The 18772-nt window shown below is 63.4% G+C and carries 19 protein-coding genes; 6 read left to right on the top strand and 13 right to left on the bottom strand.

What is annotated here, in order from left to right; all coding sequences use genetic code 11:
- Positions 1-19 precede the first annotated feature (19 nt).
- The 7 genes from L288_RS30845 to L288_RS43450 all read right to left on the bottom strand — a co-directional run bounded on the left by L288_RS30845 (position 20) and on the right by L288_RS43450 (position 7448).
- Entirely contained in the window at positions 20-1069 is a 1050-nt protein-coding gene (locus L288_RS30845) for a zinc-dependent alcohol dehydrogenase (RefSeq protein WP_152522057.1), read from the bottom strand.
- A 126-nt stretch (positions 1070-1195) separates the two neighbouring features.
- Positions 1196-2575, bottom strand: a complete 1380-nt coding sequence (locus L288_RS30850; RefSeq protein WP_021238066.1) for a TonB-dependent receptor — start codon at positions 2573-2575, stop codon at positions 1196-1198.
- 5 nt (positions 2576-2580) lie between these two features.
- A complete protein-coding gene (locus tag L288_RS30855; protein WP_021238067.1) occupies positions 2581-3414 on the bottom strand; it encodes a TonB-dependent receptor in 834 nt (277 codons plus the stop codon).
- 372 nt (positions 3415-3786) lie between these two features.
- Positions 3787-4599, bottom strand: a complete 813-nt coding sequence (locus L288_RS30860; protein ID WP_021238068.1) for an SDR family NAD(P)-dependent oxidoreductase — start codon at positions 4597-4599, stop codon at positions 3787-3789.
- Between the two features lie 10 nt (positions 4600-4609).
- Entirely contained in the window at positions 4610-5707 is a 1098-nt protein-coding gene (locus L288_RS30865) for a cytochrome P450 (RefSeq protein ID WP_051209638.1), read from the bottom strand.
- 307 nt (positions 5708-6014) lie between these two features.
- The gene (locus L288_RS41960) at positions 6015-6989 is read right to left on the bottom strand and encodes an AraC family transcriptional regulator (RefSeq protein ID WP_021238069.1); all 975 of its coding nucleotides are present in this window, start codon (positions 6987-6989) and stop codon (positions 6015-6017) included.
- 99 nt (positions 6990-7088) lie between these two features.
- Positions 7089-7448: a hypothetical protein gene (locus tag L288_RS43450; protein ID WP_161625649.1), complete on the bottom strand. Its 360-nt coding sequence runs from the start codon at positions 7446-7448 to the stop codon at positions 7089-7091.
- Here L288_RS43450 and L288_RS30870 point away from each other — a divergent pair.
- Together L288_RS30870 and L288_RS30875 are read left to right on the top strand one after the other, a co-directional pair.
- Complete coding sequence (locus L288_RS30870) at positions 7440-8642, top strand: FAD-binding oxidoreductase (protein WP_161625650.1); 1203 nt, start codon at positions 7440-7442, stop codon at positions 8640-8642. The two genes, L288_RS43450 and L288_RS30870, sit on opposite strands and share 9 nt — an antisense overlap.
- A 17-nt stretch (positions 8643-8659) precedes the next feature.
- Positions 8660-9040 (top strand): c-type cytochrome, encoded by a 381-nt coding sequence (locus tag L288_RS30875; protein WP_021238071.1) that lies wholly within the window; start codon positions 8660-8662, stop codon positions 9038-9040.
- Positions 9041-9081: 41 nt separating this feature from the next.
- On the opposite strand, the gene L288_RS30880 is transcribed toward L288_RS30875, so the two are convergent.
- The 5 genes from L288_RS30880 to L288_RS30900 form a co-directional block, all read right to left on the bottom strand.
- Entirely contained in the window at positions 9082-11070 is a 1989-nt protein-coding gene (locus tag L288_RS30880; RefSeq protein ID WP_021238072.1) for an acetoacetate--CoA ligase, read from the bottom strand.
- Complete coding sequence (locus L288_RS30885) at positions 11060-11479, bottom strand: Zn-ribbon domain-containing OB-fold protein (protein WP_030540953.1); 420 nt, start codon at positions 11477-11479, stop codon at positions 11060-11062. Before L288_RS30885 ends, L288_RS30880 begins: the two co-directional genes overlap by 11 nt.
- Before the next feature lie 3 nt (positions 11480-11482).
- Positions 11483-12661 carry a thiolase domain-containing protein gene (locus tag L288_RS30890; RefSeq protein WP_021238074.1) on the bottom strand — a complete coding sequence of 393 codons (1179 nt, stop codon included), beginning with the start codon at positions 12659-12661 and terminating at the stop codon, positions 11483-11485.
- Positions 12658-13764, bottom strand: a complete 1107-nt coding sequence (locus L288_RS30895) for a VOC family protein (RefSeq protein WP_021238075.1) — start codon at positions 13762-13764, stop codon at positions 12658-12660. The genes L288_RS30890 and L288_RS30895 overlap by 4 nt, the downstream gene beginning before the upstream one ends.
- 76 nt (positions 13765-13840) lie before the next feature.
- On the bottom strand, positions 13841-14779 hold the full coding sequence (locus L288_RS30900; protein WP_021238076.1) for a LysR family transcriptional regulator: 939 nt from the start codon (positions 14777-14779) through the stop codon (positions 13841-13843).
- Between the two features lie 195 nt (positions 14780-14974).
- On the opposite strand from L288_RS30900, the gene L288_RS30905 reads away from it, so the two are divergent.
- Genes L288_RS30905 through L288_RS30920 form a run of 4 tightly spaced genes read left to right on the top strand, consistent with a single transcriptional unit; the run spans position 14975 to position 18014 of the window.
- The gene (locus L288_RS30905; RefSeq protein WP_021238077.1) at positions 14975-15403 is read left to right on the top strand and encodes a nuclear transport factor 2 family protein; all 429 of its coding nucleotides are present in this window, start codon (positions 14975-14977) and stop codon (positions 15401-15403) included.
- A 27-nt stretch (positions 15404-15430) separates the two neighbouring features.
- A complete protein-coding gene (locus L288_RS30910; protein ID WP_084465734.1) occupies positions 15431-16447 on the top strand; it encodes a fumarylacetoacetate hydrolase family protein in 1017 nt (338 codons plus the stop codon).
- Complete coding sequence (locus L288_RS30915; protein ID WP_021238079.1) at positions 16444-16938, top strand: cupin domain-containing protein; 495 nt, start codon at positions 16444-16446, stop codon at positions 16936-16938. The genes L288_RS30910 and L288_RS30915 overlap by 4 nt, the downstream gene beginning before the upstream one ends.
- Positions 16939-16979: 41 nt before the next feature.
- Positions 16980-18014 (top strand): amidohydrolase family protein, encoded by a 1035-nt coding sequence (locus L288_RS30920; RefSeq protein WP_021238080.1) that lies wholly within the window; start codon positions 16980-16982, stop codon positions 18012-18014.
- Between the two features lie 44 nt (positions 18015-18058).
- Here L288_RS30920 and L288_RS30925 read toward each other — a convergent pair.
- Positions 18059-18772, bottom strand: a 714-nt coding sequence (locus L288_RS30925) for a 2-oxo acid dehydrogenase subunit E2 (RefSeq protein WP_021238081.1), incomplete at its 5' end; no start/stop codon positions are given.

Raw genomic sequence — 18772 nt, forward strand, 5'->3', positions numbered from 1 at the left:
TAAGCCTCCGCTGCCCGCATCAGCGCCATTCGAACACAGCGCCGATCATCTTCCGGTCGCCGGAAAGCAGCCGCCTGAACGGAGTGGCGGCGTCTGACGGTTTATATCTGCCGGTGATCAGCGGGGCGATGTCCAGCCGTCCGGTGGCTACCATTTCGAAGAAGGTTCGGATATCGTCCATCGACGTATAGACGCCCGTCGCGAAATATTCGCCCGCCCTGTCGACACGCGGCGGCCAGTCATGGATAGAGGTGACATGCTGTTCCAGCAGTTGCGGGCGAGAACCGATGAAACCGCTGGTAATGGTGATGCCCTTCATCCAATGTTCGCCATAGAAGTTGCCGTTGAACTCCCTGACGGCGGACCCCGCGAACACGGTGCCGCGCTGGCGGGTGATGCGAAGCGCCAGATCCAGGGGCGGGCCGGAGCCGGACAGTTCGATCGCGGCGGCCACGCCGCCTCCGGGCAAGCGCTCCAGAGCCGCCGCCAGCGCATCCCCGTCGCGTGGATCGAGCGCGATATCGACACCCATCGCCCGCGCCAGATCAAGACGTTCGGGATCGATGTCGAGGCCGATCAGCGGCATGGCCCCGCCATAGCGGGCGGCCGAACTTGCGATCAGGCCGATCAGGCCCTGCCCGATGATCGCGACGGGGTCGCCGAGCTGGAAATTGGCGCGCCGCACCGCGTAGATGGCCATGCTGGCGATCGATGCGAAGCAGGCCTGTTCAAAGCTGACCGCGTCAGGAATGGCGATCACCTGATTTTCGGAGACGACGCATTCGGCGGCATGATTGGCGAGCGCGAAAACCCTGTCGCCGATCGCGAAATTCGTGACGCCGGGCGCAATTTCGGCCACATATCCGGCGGCGCTGTAGCCGGGCCTGAACGGAAACCAGTCGTCAGGCAGGCCGTCGCCTGAAAGGAACAGACGTTCGGTGCCCGCACTGATCGCCGTCCGCACCGTTTCGACACGAAGACAGCCGGGATCAAGCGGCCGAAGCTCCTCCTTGCGCAGTGCAACTTCCCCTGCCCGCGTGAAGACGATCGTATCAGTCCGGCTGGTCATGATGAACTCCAACACAACTTGCGGGACGAAGAACCCGGCCTGTGCCGACCCTTCGCCCCGCAGAGCCGCTCCCCCAAAGATCCGGCACCGGCCCGGTCGCCGGGCCAAGTACCGGCAAACAGATGCCTAGAAGCGGAAATCGAGCGCCGCGCCGTAGGTGCGCGGGGCATCGGCGATGACCCCGTCGATCACGGCCTGCTCCGTAATCTGCCTGAAGACTTTCTCATTGGCCAGATTGCGGCCCCAGACGCGCACCCGCAGATGATCGTTGGGAAGCGTCCAGGACAGTTCGGCCGAAAGCAGGCCATAAGGGTCCTGCGAAAGCCGGTTGTCGATCTCGAAATAGCGGCGGCCGCTATAATAATATCCGACCGTCGCGCCCAGCGTTCCTGCATCGAACCGGCGTTCATAGGCGGCCGACACGTTGATCGTATAATCCGGCACGAAGACCGTGTGATTACCCTTGGCGTTGAGAGGCCCGGTCATATTCCCTCCCGTGGGAAGGCCGGTCACGGGGTCCACGATGGGCGTCGTCTGGACCGCGTTGGGGAAGTCGCCATAGCGGGAATGCAACAGCCCAACGCCTGCGCGCAGCGTCAGCCCCTCCACCGGGACGAGGGTGCCTTCGAAATCGAGGCCATAGATTTTCGCTGACGAGGCATTCAGCAACTGAGTCTTGCCGCCTTCTGCCCGCAGCAGCTGAAGATTGGTATAATCGTAGTAGAAGCCGGCGATGTTGAGGCGCAGCATCCGGTTGAAAAGGTCCGCCTTCAACCCGACCTCATAAGCGTCGATCTTCTCCGGCTTGAGCGCATCCGCAGTCGGCTCCTGCAAGTTGTAGAGGCCGCTCTTGAACCCGCGATTGTAGGACGCATAGCCCAGGACGTTCGGGCCAAGATCCTGATCGAGCGAAATGCGCCAGGTCGGCTTGCTCGATTTCGACCGCCGCACGGGATAGATTATGGGGTCGCCCGGAGGCGCGAAGGAAGGCAGGACCTGCTCATAGTTGGTGGCTTCGCGCTTGTCCCGCGTGTAGCGTATTCCCGTGGTGAGGCGCGTGGTCTTGCCGAGCGGGAACGTCGCCTGGGCAAAGGCCGAAATGGAATCGGTTGTCATCTGACCCGTGCTTCGGGTGACGATTGGACCTGGAGCATGGGTCAATGCGGGGTAAGCACGGACCTCAAACGGATCGTACTCGCCCTTGTTGCGATAATAGAAGAGGCCGCCGATCCATTTGATGTCGCTGCCTTCGGGCGACAGGATTTGAAGTTCTTGCGTGAACTGGCGCTCATGGGGATTGAGCGCGATGACAAGTCCCCGCTGCGGGTTGGAAAGGAAGTCGACGACCGAAGTCGCGCGCGATTCACGGAAGGCCGTGATGCTGACGAACTGGGCGAAATCCGCTTCCTGTTCGATTTTCAGGCTGAGGCCGCCACTCTTCGCCTTATAGATCGGCTCCTGTTCGGCGGAGGTATCGTAGAATCCACCCTGGGAGCTATAGCCCAACGCGTTTACAGAGCCCGGCGCCGTTCTGGTGGAAATGCCGGTGGTGTCCTGATGCGGGCATAATCGGCGGCGAAGGTGATGCGCGTCGTGTCGGTGGGCGTGAACAGCAACTTGCTGCGCAATGCAAGGTCGAGCGGCATCTTGTTCGCGTCGCGGCCGGTGATCACATTCGTGCCCCAGCCCTTGCCCTGATGGGAATAGGAACCGGCAAAATCGATCGCGACCTTGTCGCTAAGTCCGGTGGTGGCGTAGAGTTTTGCATTGAAGGTTTGATAGTTACCGTATCCCACGGTGCCTTCGATCTGCGTGTCGTGACTTGGTTCGCGCGTGATGATCTGGATAAGGCCGCCGGTGGCATTGCGGCCGAACAAGGTGCTTTGCGGCCCCTTCAATACTTCGATCCGCTCGATACTGTTCAGCGCGAAGATGGATGCGGATTGCGCCGATATATAGACGCCATCGACATAGATTGCGACGCTGTTTTCCTGTCCGGGACTGGCGGCCTGCGTGCCGACGCCGCGGATGAAGGGCGTGGCGTTGCCGATCTGCGTCTGAAGGGTGAAGCTGGGCGCGATCGCGGAAAGATCAGCGGTGTTGGTGATGCCCAGCGCCTGTACGGTATCGGCGGTCACGGCGCTCACCGTGATCGGAACGCGCTGAAGACTTTCGCTGCGCCGCTGCGCGGTGACGACAATATCTTCGATGCCCACCGGTCCGTTGCGGGAGCTTGCGGAATCCGGCATCTGCGTTGCGATGCCGGTCTGAACCCCCTGCGCATGAGCCATGCCGGCCAGGCCCAGGGCCACGAAAGACACGCCCGCACGTAAATAGAATGTCATTACACCCTCCCCTATCTGTTATCATCGTGCGCGATTTTATTTATTCGTGCGCACATTCAGCACAACATTCAGGCCGGGAAGCCCATTAAATCATGCGGGCCTCCCTTATCGCCACTTACCACAGATCACCAAATCTTGTGTCTTGCTCTTATGGGCTCTAGGGCGGTTCTTTCGCCGCCATTAGGCGCCATCTGTAGAAATTATGGCTGCCCAAACTATGGGTAATAGCTGCCAGCCCGTCCAATCGTAAAAACAGATTAGAGCCATGCCGAAAACTGATAGGCACTGGCAGGGCCGGGACCCAGCGGCGGGCAGAGGCCGCCCCTCCCGGCGCTTCGCCCCGGCTTCCTCATGACAGGGCTTTATGCTCGCTCAGGACAAGCCGGATACGCCCGGAATATGGCTGATATAGCCGCCATCCACGGTGACGACCTGGCCATTGACATGCCCCGCCGCGTCCGACGCCAGGAAGGCGGCTATCTGCGCCACGTCTTCCGGTTCGCCGAGCCTGTCGTTCAGCGTCTCGCCAAGGGTCATCGTCAGCATTTCAGGCGGCAGATGGTCGCGCACGACCGGCGTCAGGATCAGGCCGGGGGCGACGGCATTGCAGCGCACGCCCAGGCGGCCGTGCGACGCCGCGACCGACCGGGTCATCTGGATCACCGCCGCCTTGGACGCGGTATAGGCAGCCTGGAGGGCATGGCCCCGCAGGGCCATCGCCGCCACGGTATTGACGATCGCCCCGCGCGAGGTGACGAGGTGCGGCAGCGCGGTCCGCATCGCGATCATCGTGCCGCGGCAATTGACGGCGAAGCTCCGGTCCCACGCCCATGTTTCCATCCGCGCGATATCCAGGTCCGCCGCATGGAGTTCGGGCGTGAGCGCCGCGGCATTATTGTGCAATATGTCGAGCCGCCCAAAGCGGGACACCGTCTCCTCGATCAGCGCGACGACCGACGCCTCATCCGCGAGATCGACAGGAAGCGCGATGGCGGCCGCTCCATCCTCGCCGATCCGCTGTGCGGCCGCCTGCGCCGCATCACCGGCAATATCGGCGATCACGACGCTTGCGCCGCGCCGCGCCATCAGCCTGGCGGTGGCGGCGCCAATGCCTCCGGCGGCGCCAGTGACGATCGCCACCTTGCCATCCAGCATGATCGGATCGCGCGGCTGGTCACCTTCCATATTCGCCTCCTCATTCGTGCAACGGCTGACGCTGTCCCGCCCGCCCCGGTTGCTGGACGGCGCGGACAGAAAGCCGCTTCCACAGGCGGACGATATTGTTGACCTCCCGTTCCTCTTCGATAATTTCGAAGCGTTTCACCGCCGGGAGCAGTTCGGTGAGCAGGGCGGCGATCTCCATCCGGGCGAGGTTCGCGCCCGCGCAGCTGTGGACCGACCGGCCAAAGCCGACATGCTGGGCAACGCCCTGCCGTCCAATGTCGAACCGTTCGGGCGCATCCCATCGCCGTTCGTCGCGATTGGCCGAAGCGAACATCACCAGCACGCGGGAACCTGCCGGAATGGTGACGCCCTCGACATCGACGTCGCGGGTCACATAACGGGTCCAGCCCTGAATGGGCGATTCCAGGCGCACGATCTCGTTAATGGCGTTGGGGATCAGGTTGGGCCGGTCGCGCAGCAGGTCCCATTGTCCGGGATGGTTCGCGAACAGCCAGATGGCGTTCACCGTGGCGGTGATGGTGGTGTCCAGGCTGGGACCTACATAATCGAGCACCATCGTGGCGCATTTGTCGCGGGGGATCGCTCCCTCATCCGCCGCTTCATAGAGCCCGGCAAGCCAACTGCCCGGCTGAACGTCCGCCGCGGCGCCAGGCACGATCTGGGGCCAGGTCCGCTCCAGCACCTCGAACGCCTGCCGCGTGCGTTCCTTCTCCATCGGGCCGGCCGTGTTGAACGATGCGGGCGCGAAGTCCAGCATCAACTGCCGCCCCACCTCAGGCAAGCCGACCAGCCTGGAAACGATGGCGAGCGGCAGGTGCCGCGCCAGATCGGCCACCACGTCGAAGGTGCCGCGTTGCAGCAGGGACGCAACCAGCGACCGGGCCTCGCCCTTGATATGCGAGTCATGCTCACGCAGCGCCGCAGGTTTCAACGGACGCATGATCACGTCCTTCATGCGCGTATGTTCGGGCGGATCGCTGCACAGGGTCGTGCCGCTTGCGCCTTCATTGGCGCGATCGTTCAGCAGCACGCCTTTCGCCGAAGAGAAAATCTCCCAATTATCCAGTGCGAAGCGGACGGAACTGTCGCGAGGCAGCGCAAAGATCATAATGCGACAAGTGAACCACTGGCCCCATATCGCGCAGCCGCGCATAATGAGGATAGGGATCGAGGAGCGCCGCGTCCTCATATGGGTCCCAATCGCTGACAGGGCAGCGCGTCGCATCGTCCAGCATCGAACCTCTCCTGCGATTGATCGATCAATCCACCCGCTGTTCTGCGACGGTTGACCATCGTTCGGTAAAAGCCGGGGGCTATCGGTTACGCGGTGCCGATTTTCGAAACCAATTGATAATATGAATAGCATCCATCGCCGGATCGCCGATATGTAGGCGGCGAGCATTGCCGCCGGGCTGTCAAACGGCGTCGGGCCCGGACCCTCCGCCCGCCCCCCGCGCCGCCCTGGCTTTCCTGAACCGCGACGGACTTGTGCCGTGGACGGAGCGGAAGGCGCGGCTGAACGTCAGCGGGTTGTCATAGCCCAATTGCGCACCGATCCGCGCGGGCGAGGCATCTCCGTCAGACAAGCGTTCCGCCGCAAGCTGCATGCGGTAGCGGCGCAGATAGTGAAAGGGCGTCTCGTCCATCAGCCGGTGGAAAGTCTCGGCAAAGACGGAGCGGGAAAGGCCCGCTTCCGCCGCAAGGCTGGCGACCGTCCAATGCCTGCCAGGCGCACGGCCGATCGCGGCGAGCGCGCGGGCAACAGGAGGATGCCCGATGGCGCGCAGCCATCCGCGTTCATGCGAGGATGACAGGGCCCAGTCACGCAGCGCCACGGCCAGCAGCATTTCGATCGCGCGGGTGGCGACGGTATTGAAGCCCATCCGTGGTTCGCCGCTGCCATCCTCGATCAGCAGCATGACCGGCTCGATCCAGGGCTTCAGCCGGTTGAGCGCGCCCCCAAGATGGATGACGTCAGGCAGGGCGCGCGCGACACTGGATACGGCCGCGAAGTTCAGGATCGCCGTGCCCGACAGCAGTTCCGCCGTCCAGGGCGGATCGCCAACGTCGATCCTGATCGACTGGTCGAGATCCTCGCTCCAGCTCGGCAGGCCCAGCCCTTCATAAATATCCTTGAGCGAGGCCGTATGCAGGCGTTCGCCGTTCGTGAATTCATGGACCGGCCATCGCGGAAGCATCAGGAAATCGCCGCGCTCAAGCGGGACCACCGTATCGCCGGACGTGAAGATCAAGCTGCCCTTGATGACATAGTTGAAGGGGCTGCCCGACAGGGAATCGATCCGCACCGCCGTATCGCGGCCGATGCGGATCACCGACAGCAGCGGAGAGGAAATGCGCACAGCGGCCAGAAGCTGAGAAAGCGGTTCCATCAGGACATGCCGGACGCAAAGTATGAAAATGGCGAGGAATCATGCATTGTCATACGTCACGCCGGTCGTCAAATATTCCGTCGCGGGGTGCGCGGTGCGTCATGCAATGCTGCCCAGAGAACCGGGCGCCTGCCTCGCTTCGATCCAGTGGACAAGAACCGGATCAGGCAAAGAAAACATAAAGTTGATGGAATGAGGGGGAGCCTGATGGCCATGTTGAACCGGAGACATCTTGTTGGAGGCAGCCTTCTGCTTGCCGCCGCGGCGGTTGCCCGCGCCCAGAAGCTCACGACGATTTCGCAGCGTTCCGATCCTCTTGAAGCACTCAAGGGCAAGATCTTTTTCCGGTCCGACGACAATTACGAGCCTATCCGGGAAGCGGGCATATGGAATGCGCGCAAGCCCGAACGATATCCGCACGCCATCGTTCTCGCCACGAACGAGACGGACGTGATCCATGCCGTCCGCCTTGCCCGCGCAAAAGGATGGAAGGTCGGAACGCGCTCAGGCGGCCATAGCTGGGAAGGGACGCACACGCGCGACAATAGCTTGCTGATCAATCTGGCGAAAATGGAACAGATCGACGTCCATCCCGCCCAGCGCATCGCGGTGATCAGCCCGTCGACGCAAAGCCAGGACCTTAACCGGCTGCTGCGCGAAAAGCATGATCTGATGTTCCCAACGGCCCATAATTACGGCGTCGGCCTGGGCGGCTTCGTGATGTGTGGCGGCTTTGGCTGGAATGCGTTGTCGGTTGGCCTGGGATGCGAAAATCTCATGGCGCTGGACCTGGTCACGGCCGATGGCGAACTGATCCACGCCGACGAAAGCCATAACAGCGATTATCTCTGGGCGGCGCGCGGGTCCGGGCCGGGCTTCTTCGGCGTGGCCGTGCGCTATTATCTTCGCGTTCACCCTCGCCCGGCCTTTCAGCGGCTCACCAACTATATCTTCCCGCAATCAGAGATAGAGCCGGTGCTCAGATGGATGGACGGAGCGATGGAGCGCTTTCCGCGCTACCTTGAAATGTTCGCCCTCGCCACGGCCATGGAGGGCGAGAATCGGCTCCTGCTCACCTGCCCCATCCACGCCGAAACCGAAGCGCACTTGCAGGCGGTGCGTGAGATATTGGCGACCTGTCCCGTGCTTGGAAAAGCGGTCGACAAGATGGTGGAACTGCCGGTCAACATGCCGTCGGATACGGAGGATGATCCGCTGCTCCTGACCGGCGGGCGTTTCGTCTGCGACGGCGCGTGGACCGATGCGGGCGCGGACGAGATTATTCCGCGCTTCCTCCGGTCGTTCAACAGCCGCCCGACGCCGGAATCCTTCGTCTTCTGGCAGCCCTTCGTGCCTGCCCGCACTTTGCCGGACATGGCCTGTTCAATCACGGGCCGCAGCTATGTCTCGCCGACTAGCGTTTCGTCCGATCCGGCCGATGATGCCCGTTGCGCCGCATGGACGCAGGACTTCATCCGCGATTTCGCGCCGATTTCGAACGGCGGCAATCTGAACGACGACAACATGCTGATGAACCGCCAATATGGCAACAACCGCCGCTACCTGTCGGCGGCGTCGGCCGAGCGGATGAAGTCCCTTCTCGCGCGATATGATCCGCACGGGATGTTCGGCTACCTCACTCCACCAGCTTGACCGCATCGGGACGATATATGCGCACCACCATCATTCCCGCCCTGATCGCGGCTGCGGCCGCCTTCGTTCCCGGCGTGGCGGACGCCGCGCCCGCGACCGAGCCTGCGCCCGGTAAAATCATCTTTCAACGCCGCTGCGCCGCCTGCCACAGCGTTCTGGGCGACGGCATCGGGCCAGATCTCAGGGGCGTTTTCGGGCGCAAGTCAGGCGGAGCGGATGGCTTCCGGCGCTATTCGCCCGCCATGCAGAAGGCAGGCGTGGTGTGGGATGCGCCCACGCTCAAGCGCTATCTCGCCGCGCCTTCCAAAATGGTTCCCGGCAACCGCATGCTGTTTCCGGGCATGACCAATGCCAGTGAGATCGACCAGCTCGTGGCCTTTTTGAAAGCCTATCGCTGACAGGCGCCGGGCGGATGGAGGTCCGCCCGGCGGTCACACGGTCAAGCCGCCATCTGGGGCACGCGGCCTGACCGGGCATAGTCGATGAAGGCGGCAAAGCTTTCCGGGTTGGCCATGGCGTCGGGGCTGGCGACGCTGGCGGGGTCCGCGCCCAGCAGCATCTTGCGCACCGGAAGCTCCATCTTCTTGCCGGTCAGCGTGCGGGGGATCGCCGGGACCACGACGATGTCGTCCGGCGCATGGCGCGGCGAGGCGAAGCGGCGGATGCGGTCGATGATCCGCTGCTTGAGCGCGTCGTCCAGAACCACGCCATCGGCAAGAACGACGAACAGCGGCATGAAGGACGGCCTGCCCAGATATTCAAGGTCGACGACCAGGCTGTCGCGGATCTCGTCCATCTCCTCGACCACGCGATAGATTTCGGCCGTTCCCATACGGATGCCGAAGCGGTTGATGGTCGTGTCGCTTCGCCCATAGATGATGCAGCCGCCATGCGGCGTGAAGCGAATCCAGTCGCCATGACGCCATATGCCCGGATAGACATCGAAATAGCTTTCGCGGTAACGGCTGCCATCGGGGTCGTTCCAGAAAAAGAGCGGCATGGACGGCAGCGGCTTGGTGACGACAAGTTCGCCCACCTCATCCTCGACCGGCCTGCCCTGTTCGTCAAAGGCGAACACGGCCACGCCCAGTTCGGCGCACTGGATTTCTCCAGCGCGGACGGGAAGCGTGGGCGCGCTGGAAACGAAGGAGGTGATGATGTCGGTCCCTCCCGACGGCGCGGTCAGCCACACATCCGCCTTGAGGTCGCGATAGACCCAGGCGAACGCATCCAGCGGCAATGGCGATCCTGCGGAGATCAGCGTCTTGAGGGCCGCGAATTTCCGGGTCGTGCCCGGCCGCAGACCATCCTTCATCGCGCCGGTCAGATAGGCCGCGCCGCAGCCGAACATGGAAACCTGCTGATCGTCGATGAAATCCCACAGCGCTTCGCGATCCGGCCAGCCCGGATGACCATCCCACAGCATGACCGTCGCGCCGCACAGCAGCCCGCCGACCAGCACGTTCCACACGATCCAGCCCGTGCTGGCGATGATGAGGTCCCGGTCGCCCGGCTGGAGGTCCGCCTGTAGCGCGAGCGTTTTCAGCAGCTTGACCACCGCGCCGCCATGGCCATGGACCATCGCCTTGGGCAAGCCCGTCGTGCCAGAGGAATAGACGATCCACAGCGGATGTTCGAAGCCCAGGCGCACCGGCTCCAGCGGAGCGGCGTCCTTCGTCGCATCGGCCCAGGACAGCAGGTCACGCCATTCGGACGGCGGGCCGTCGCTGAACGCAGGGACATGGATCAGCGTCTTGACGCTGGGCAGCTTCGCCAGCAATTCGCTTACCGCCGCGCGGCGATCATGCTGCTTCCCGCCGTGGCGGTAGCCGTCTGCCGCGATCAGCACCTTGGGCTCGATCTGGCTCAGCCTGTCGAGCACGACATGATGCCCCATTTCCGGGGCGCAGCTCGACCAGATGGCGCCGATGCTGGCGCAGGCGAGGAAAGCGACCACGGTTTCGGGGCGGTTGGGAAGATAGGCGGCGACCCGGTCGCCCTGCTCCACCCCCAGCCGCCGCAGCGTCGCGGCGAGTGCGCCGACATCACGCTCAAGCTCGCGCCATCCGATCTCGCGCGGCGGCGCGCCGCTTTCGTCGCGGTGGATGAGGGCGGGACGATCGTCGCTGCTCTGGCGGAATATCTGTTCGGCGAAGTTGATCCGCAAGTTGGGAAACCAATGGACGCCGGGCATTTGATCGCCGGTGAGCACGGGTTCGGGCGAACCGTCCCCGCCAAGGTCGAAAAATTCGACAATCGCGCGCCAGAAATCCTCCAGCGAATCCACGCTCCATTGCCGCAACGCCTCATAATCGGCGAAGTGGAGGCCGCGCGTGTCCGCCAGCATGCGCTCGAACCGCGCCAGTTGCGATGCCTCACGCCGTTTCTTGCCGGGCGTCCAGAGGATATCACCTTGTTCAAGCGGCATCGGTCTGCCCTTCTACGGGACGGAACATCGGCATCATCCAGCCATCCTCCATCGGCTTGAACGTCACTTCCACCGGCTGGTCGATATGGATCGTGTCCAGGTCGGCATCGACGATATTGGTCAGCATCGTCACGCCTTCCTCCAGTCGGACATAGGCCATGGCGTAAGGGACAGGCCCCATCCGGCGCGCGACGCTGTAGCTATAGACGGTGCCCCGGCCGGACGCCGTTTCCCACGCCGTATCGCCCAGGCAATAGGGGCAGAGCGGGCGCGGATACCAGTGCGGCTGACGGCATTGGGTGCAGCGGGCGATCATCAGCCGTCCCTCCTTCGCGGCTTCGAAGAAGGGCGTGGTCGATGTGTCGAGCATGGGTCCGGGCAGAGGCCGGTCCTGATAGGGCGTCGTCATAGGTTACTCGCGTTCCAGAATGAGGGTCGAAGTCGCGTGCCTGCCGCCGATCATGCCGCCCAAGCCGCTGGCCACGGCCAGGGTGCAGCCGGGAACCTGAACCTCACGATTGGCTTCGCCGCGCAACTGGCGGACTGCTTCGATGACCTTGGTTATCCCGCCGCGATGTTCGGGATGATTGTTGCAAAGGCCGCCGCCATCGGTGTTGAAGGGGAGCCTGCCCTGGCCCGCGATCAGGTTCCCCTCCTCCACAAAGCGTCCGCCCTCGCCCTTGGCGCAGAAGCCCAGATCCTCCAGCTGCATGATGACGGCGATGGTGAAGCTGTCGTAGAGCGAGGCATATTGGATGTCCTGCGGGGAAACGCCCGCTGCCGCGAACGCCCTGGGCCCCGACAGCGCGGCGGCGGACCAGCTAACGTCCACCTGCCCGCGCAGATAGCCCTTATAGGCCTCTCCGGCGCCCAGCACATTCACGACCGGGCGGGCGAGCGAACGCGCGATTTCCGGCCGGGCGACGATCAGCGCGCCGCCGCCGTCGCTGATCACGCAGCAATCGAGCTTGTGCAGCGGATCGCTGATCATCGGCGAGGCCAGCACCTCCTCGACCGTGACCGGCGTTTGCAGCATGGCGTTGGGATTATATTGCGCATGCAGGGACGCCGCCACGCGCACGGCCGCAAGCTGCGCCGACGTGGTGCCGAATTCATGCATGTGCCGCATCGCCGCCAGCGCGTACATCGGCGCGGGCGCCCAGCCATAGGGGCGTTCCCACGGAAGGTCCGGCGTGTCGGGGGAGATATAGGGGCCAGTGGCACCGATCCCGCCGCCAGCGCTGCGCGGCCGCCCCGCAAGCGTGATGAGCGCCACGTCGCATTTGTTCGCGGCGATCGCCTGAACGGAATGGCTCACATGCGAAAGATAGGAAGCGCCCCCCAATTCCGTCGTATCCATGTGGCGCGGATTGAGGCCCAGATATTCGGCCATGTCGATCGCCCCCAGGCCGGGCGTGTCCACGGCGCAAAAATAGCCGTCCACGTCGCTGAGCGTCAGTCCGGCATCCTCCAGCGCACCGCGCGCGCATTCGGCATGCAGTTGCGCGGATGTCTTGTCTGGCGCCTTGCGCGTGGGATGTTCGAACGCTCCAACGATGCAGGCGCGGCGGCGCAGGTCGATTTCCGTCATTTCTGGCTCTCAGTCATGGCCTTCCCCGCTGCAAGCAGCTTCCCATGGGTCGGATTGGGCAGCGCGGCCCCGGCCTCGACGCCGCCAGCCTTGACCGCCGCGTCCGCCGCCTGATCGGGATGCGGAGCGACCGGCTTGGCAGGCGCATAGCCTTCGACGAAATCCACCTCCCACGGGACCTCTTCCAAGATCCAGGGCTGGAGGTTGTGCATGAAGCTCATCGTGCCGAACAGCCAGCTCCAGCGCCGGGGCACCCAGCTATCATCCAGAGAGTCGCTGTCCGTGCCATATTCGGCCTCCCCCCCGGCCGGGCAGGGCAGATAGAGGAAGATCGAACTGGCGATGCGGTGACGCCCCAGCCCCCAGCTCGACTTCTTCCAGCCCTGGCGTTCCATGTAATTCGCGCCGACCATGACCTCGTCAATGTCCTCGACACCGAAATTCGCGTGGTTGAACCTTGTCGCGCCAGTCAATCCCGGCAGATCGGCGCGCAGCCAATAGAGATTGTGATGATCGTTCGTGCCGGGCGCGCGGGCGAAAACGCCGATACCTTCCTGAATATCGGAAAGCCGGAAGTCCAGATTGTCGCGATACCAGGCGAAACTGGCTTCCGGGTCAGGCGCGTGGAACACGACATGCTGGATCGTCTTGGGATTGGCCTTCACCCGCCATTTGCGATTGGCGTTGCGCCGCTGCACATTGCCATAGCTATTGACCGGCTCCGGCGCGCCCCAGATGGTCCTCTTGTCATAGATGCGCAGACCCATGGCAATACCGTCGCAATCCAGGAAGCGCGCCGTCCCGTCCGCATCGATCGCGACATCTGTGACATTCCGCAGCCGCGCCACGAGGCGATCCAGATTCTTCTGGTCGCGAACGCCCCAGATCACCTGCTGCACGCCGAAGCCCGTCAGCTTCTGTCCTTCCACAACGGCATCAGCAAGGGGGCGGATCAGAACGGACGATCCTTCCTCCAGTTCGAATATCGCTTCCCGATCGGCCCTGGCGGAAAGATGCAGGCCGAAATCCTCAAAATAGCGAACACATTGGTCGAGATCCTCGACACCATAAATTATCGACTCGATCCCTATGATTCCGCCCATATAACCTCTCCAGAGAATTTACAGACGCAGGTACACGAGCGCGGAGACTGCCAAAAATCCAAAGGTTCAATGCGAGCTATAAACATTTCCTTTCGCCTTGCCCGCCGTGCATCTCCCTCTCCGCTTCCAGGCACAGGTCCAGCAGCCAGCGGATCGCGCCATCTCCCGCGCGGGACGTGTGCCATTGGGCCGATTCAACGATGTCGGGAAAGGACAGCGGCGGCCGCTGGATCGTGATCGGCATGAACTGCGCGAAATATTCGGCATGACGCCGGTACATCGTCGCAAGCCGGTCGGTCCCCACGATGCTGCGCGGAATGGAGGTGAAGCTTTGCACGCTGATGTCGACGCGGCGGCTGATCCCCTGGTGGTCGAGATGCGCTTCGGTGAAAGCTGGCAGCCGGTCGGGACCAAAAGCCGCGATGACATGCCCCGCGGCCAGATATTCCTCCGCACTCAGCGCATGGGCATAGCGCCCTTCCGACCAGCTGATGACGGAATGTTCGTCGGTATAGAGCGCCTGCTTGGGATGAGTATCGGGCAGATAGGAATCGATGGTCATGATCATGTCCACCTCTCCCCGTTCCAGCCGCTCCATCATCCTGCGATCGGGCGTGAAAAGCTCGAAGGAAACGCCCGGCGCCAGCGTCATCGCCTTGCGCGTCACATCGGCGATCAGAACGTCATAGGCATAGTCGGACACATGGATGCGGAACTTGCGCTCCGCCGTCGCCGGTTCGAACGCCGCGGGCGTGGTGATGCGCGCGCGGATGAACATCAGGGCTTCACGCACCGGGCCACGCAGTTCCTCGGCCTTGGGCGTCAGGACCATCGTTCGGCCGTTCTGGGCCAGAAGCTCATCCCCGAAAAAGTCGCGCAGCCGGTTGAGCGCGCCGCTCAAGGCAGGCTGGCTCAGGTGAAGCCGCTTGGACGCGGCGGAAACATTCCGGTCTTCGATCAGGGCATCGAGCGCCACCAGCAGATTGAGATCCAGCTTTTCAAAGCGCATCGACATCCTCTTCTTCTATATTGCTCCAGGCGGTCCGACGGAGCATCTTTCCCCCTCATATCGCCACAAGGACTGAATGGATCGCCCGTTGAAATATCGCAATCGCGAATAGCAGTGATCACCCAGATCGATTGGACCCGCGCCGCCCCGCGATCTACTCAGTCTGCTATAGGGTATAACGATCTTCCAGGAGAGACAAGCTTGAGCACCGCTTATGAGCTTGAAGCCGACGGGTTGGACGATGGCGCGCTGGCGGCGATGCTCGCCGGCCTGGAGGCGCGCCGCAGGGAAGCGCTGACCACAGACGACATGGCCGCGTTCGAAGAACTGATCGCCGACGACATCGTGCATGTCCACACCACGGGCATCGTGCATGACAAGGCGCAGCTGCTTCAGCATGCCGGTGGTTTCCTGCAATTCATCGACATCCGCCGGGGACCGTTGAAGGTGCGGCGCATCGGCCCCGGCGCCGCGATCATGACCGGGGAAATGACGAACATCGTCCGCAGGCGGGGACATGAGGAGCGGATCGAAGTGGGATCGTTCGTGACCCAAGTGTGGGTCAAGCGGAATGGAAAATGGCAGATAGCGAGCTTTCACGCGGTGCGCACATCTGAAAACGCATCCTGAACTCGCCTGAACAATCGGAGTGACCTCATGACCGGAATTTACGCATTGGGCATGTTCTCTCAGGCGAGCGGGGATCGCTGGCCGGGGATCGTACAGAATGGCCGGGTTCTTCCCCTGAGCAGGCTGTTGGACGGCGCACCCGGCACCGTGGACGCGCTGCTGGCCGACTGGAGCCGTTGGGACGCGGCGATCGGCGCGGCCATGCAGTCCGCTCCGCAGGACGGATGGCAGGACGAGCAGACGCTGACCGCACATATGCCCAACATGCCCGGCGACGTGTTCGGCTCCGGCGCCAATTACCGCAAGCATGTGGTCGACATCATTGTCGACACCGGCCCCGGCGAGTTCAAGGACATGACGCCTGAGGAACGGCGGATCGCGGGCGGCAAGGTGATGGACGCGCGGGCGGCGGGCGGCAGGCCGTTCGTGTTCGTGGCCAACAGGGGGGCGCTCGCCGGGCCGGACACGGAACTGGTTCTGCCCCATGATCATGCCGAACCGGACTGGGAACTCGAACTGGCCGTGGTGATCGGGCAACCTGCCTACCGCGTTTCGCTGGACAAGGCGCTCGATTGCGTCGCCGGCTATTCGATCATGAACGACATCACCTCGCGCGATCTCAACGCCCGCCCGGACATGCCGCAACTCGGCATGGACTGGCTGGCCAGCAAGGGCGCGCCGGGCTTCAAGGTCTATGGCCCCTACATCACGCCAGCGCGTTTCGTGCCCGATCCGCAGAAGCTGCATGTCCGCCTGTCGCTGAACGATCGTGTCATGCAGGATGAGGGCACGGACGACATGATCTTCCCCGTGGCGCGGATCATCCACTTCATCGCCACCTATACGCCGCTGCGTCCGGGCGACATCATCATGACCGGATCGCCGTCGGGCAACGGCACCCATTATAACCGCTATCTCCAGCCGGGCGACGTAATGCGCGGCGAGATCGACGGGCTCGTCGGCGCGCAGGTCGTGCGGTGCGTGGCCGACCCGCTTGCGCCGGACGCCGCCACGAACGCACGCAAGGCGGAGGCGGCGGCATGACCGCGGCCGGTCTTCCGCCGATCCGGCGCGTCGTCACCGGCCATGACGGAGACGGCCGCGCGATCATCCGTTCGGACGACACGGCCGCCACGCATGACGTGCCAGCCGGTGGCGCGCGCTTCCTGCAAATCTGGGCGACGAAGACCGTTCCCGCCGATGCCAATGACCCCATTGACGGGCGGGAACTGGCGACCGGCCACACGATATCGTCGGGCTCGGTCATCCGCATCGTCGACATCCTGCCGGGCACGGTTTCGCCCATGCACCGGACCAGTTCGGTCGATTACGGCCTGGTGCTGTCGGGCGAGATCGAACTGGAACTGGACGGCGGTTCGGTCACGACGCTGCGGCAGGGCGATGTCGCCGTGCAGCGCGGCACGATGCATCTGTGGCGCAACAGCAGCGATACGCCGTGCCGCATGGCCTTCATCCTGATCGAGGCAGCCCCTTATGTGCATGATGGGCAGCCTTTGCCGGAAATCCATTTCTGACCGGCGGCGCGACGGAAAATGACTTTTGGGAGTATGACCGGATGAGCCAGAGCCACGCCTGCTCTCATCGCAAGCCGATAGCCGTGCAGCGGCGGGGCCAGCATCTTGCCGTCGATATTCATTGCCACATGCATATTCCGGCGGCGGACCCGCTCATTACGGATCGGCCGCCCGCCTTTCCGTTCATCAACGCGGCGTCAGCGTCGGTCATGGCGGACATGCTGTGCAAGGTCGCGCCGAAACTGAACGGCACGGAAGAAAGGCTGGCGGACATGGACGCGCAGGGCGTCGATGTCCAGGCGCTCAGCCCCTCGCCCGGCCAATATTTCTACTTCGCCCCGGCCGAGGAAGGCCGCGCCGCCGCCCGCGCCGTCAATGACGGCATTGCGGAGGCTGTCGGCCGCCATCCTGCCCGCTTCGTCGGCATGGGCACGGTGCCGTTGCAGGAACCGGAACTGGCGGTGGCCGAAATGCGCCGCTGCGTGCGCGACCTGGACCTGCGCGGGATCGAGATCGGTTCGCACGTCAACGGCGTCGAACTGGCCGATCCGCGCTTCCAGCCCTTTTTCGCTGCGGCGGAGGAATTGGCCGTGCTGCTGTTCATGCACCCGCTCGCCATTACCGAAGGCCGCAGGCTGACTGATCATTATCTCAGCAACATCATCGGCATGCCGCTGGAATCCACGATCGCGCTCAGCCACCTGATATTCGGCGGCGTGCTTGATCGTCATCCGGGTTTGCGGCTGTGCGTGGCGCATGGCGGCGGCTATCTGCCCGGCTATTGGGGGCGAATGGATCACGCCTATCGCGCCCGTCCCGATTGCCGCGGGGCGATCACGCGCGAACCGTCCAGCTATCTTCGCCAGATATGGATCGATTCCCTGGTGTTCGATCCGCTCCAACTGGAATCCCTGGTGCGCAACCACGGCGCGGAGCGGATCTGCATGGGAACGGACTATCCGTTCGACATGGGCGAAGTCGATCCGGTCGGATTCCATTCCGGGCTGGCGGACGGCGACCGGGCGCGCATCCTTGGATTGAACGCGGCGGCCCTTCTGGGCCTGACTGTCGAATAGCGCATATCGGCGGCCGGGACTTGCCCGGCCGCCATAGCTTTTCATCAACCCAATATAAGCAGCGGGTTTTCGACCAGCGCCTTGAACGCCTGCATCAGCCTGGCGCCATCCGCGCCATCGATCGCGCGGTGATCGAAGCTGCCCGTCGCGCTCATCACCGTCGCGACGCCCAGCGCGTCATCGACGATAAAGGGCCGCTTCTCTCCCGCGCCGCACGCCATGATCATCGCTTGCGGGGGGTTGATCACCGCCTCGAACTGCTTGATGCCATACATGCCCATGTTGGAAAGGCTGGCGGTGCCGCCCTGATATTCTTCGGGCTTGAGCTTGCCCTCCCGCGCGCGCGCAGCGAAATCCTTCATCTCGGTCGAGATCGCCGCGACGCCCTTTCCATCGGCGTCCTTGACGATCGGCGTGATGAGGCCGTTGGGCACCGAAACCGCCACGGAAATGTCGGCGCGGCTGAACTTCAGCATCTGTTCGCCCGCGAACTGCACATTGCATTCGGGCACCTGCATCAGGCTGGCCGCCAGCGCCTTGATCAGCAGATCGTTGACGGACAGCTTGATCCCCTGCCCTTCCAGCGCCGCATTCAGTTCGCTGCGCAGCTTGAGCAACTTGTCGAGCTGAACATCGACCGTCAGATAGATATGCGGCACCGTCTGCTTGGCCTGCGTCAGCCGCCGCGCGATCGTCTTGCGCATGTTGGACAGCTGCGTCAGTTCATGCGGAATGCCGAAGTCCTGCGGCTCCAGCGG

Origin of the sequence: Sphingobium quisquiliarum P25, from assembly GCF_000445065.1 — a bacterium.
Lineage (GTDB): Bacteria > Pseudomonadota > Alphaproteobacteria > Sphingomonadales > Sphingomonadaceae > Sphingobium > Sphingobium quisquiliarum.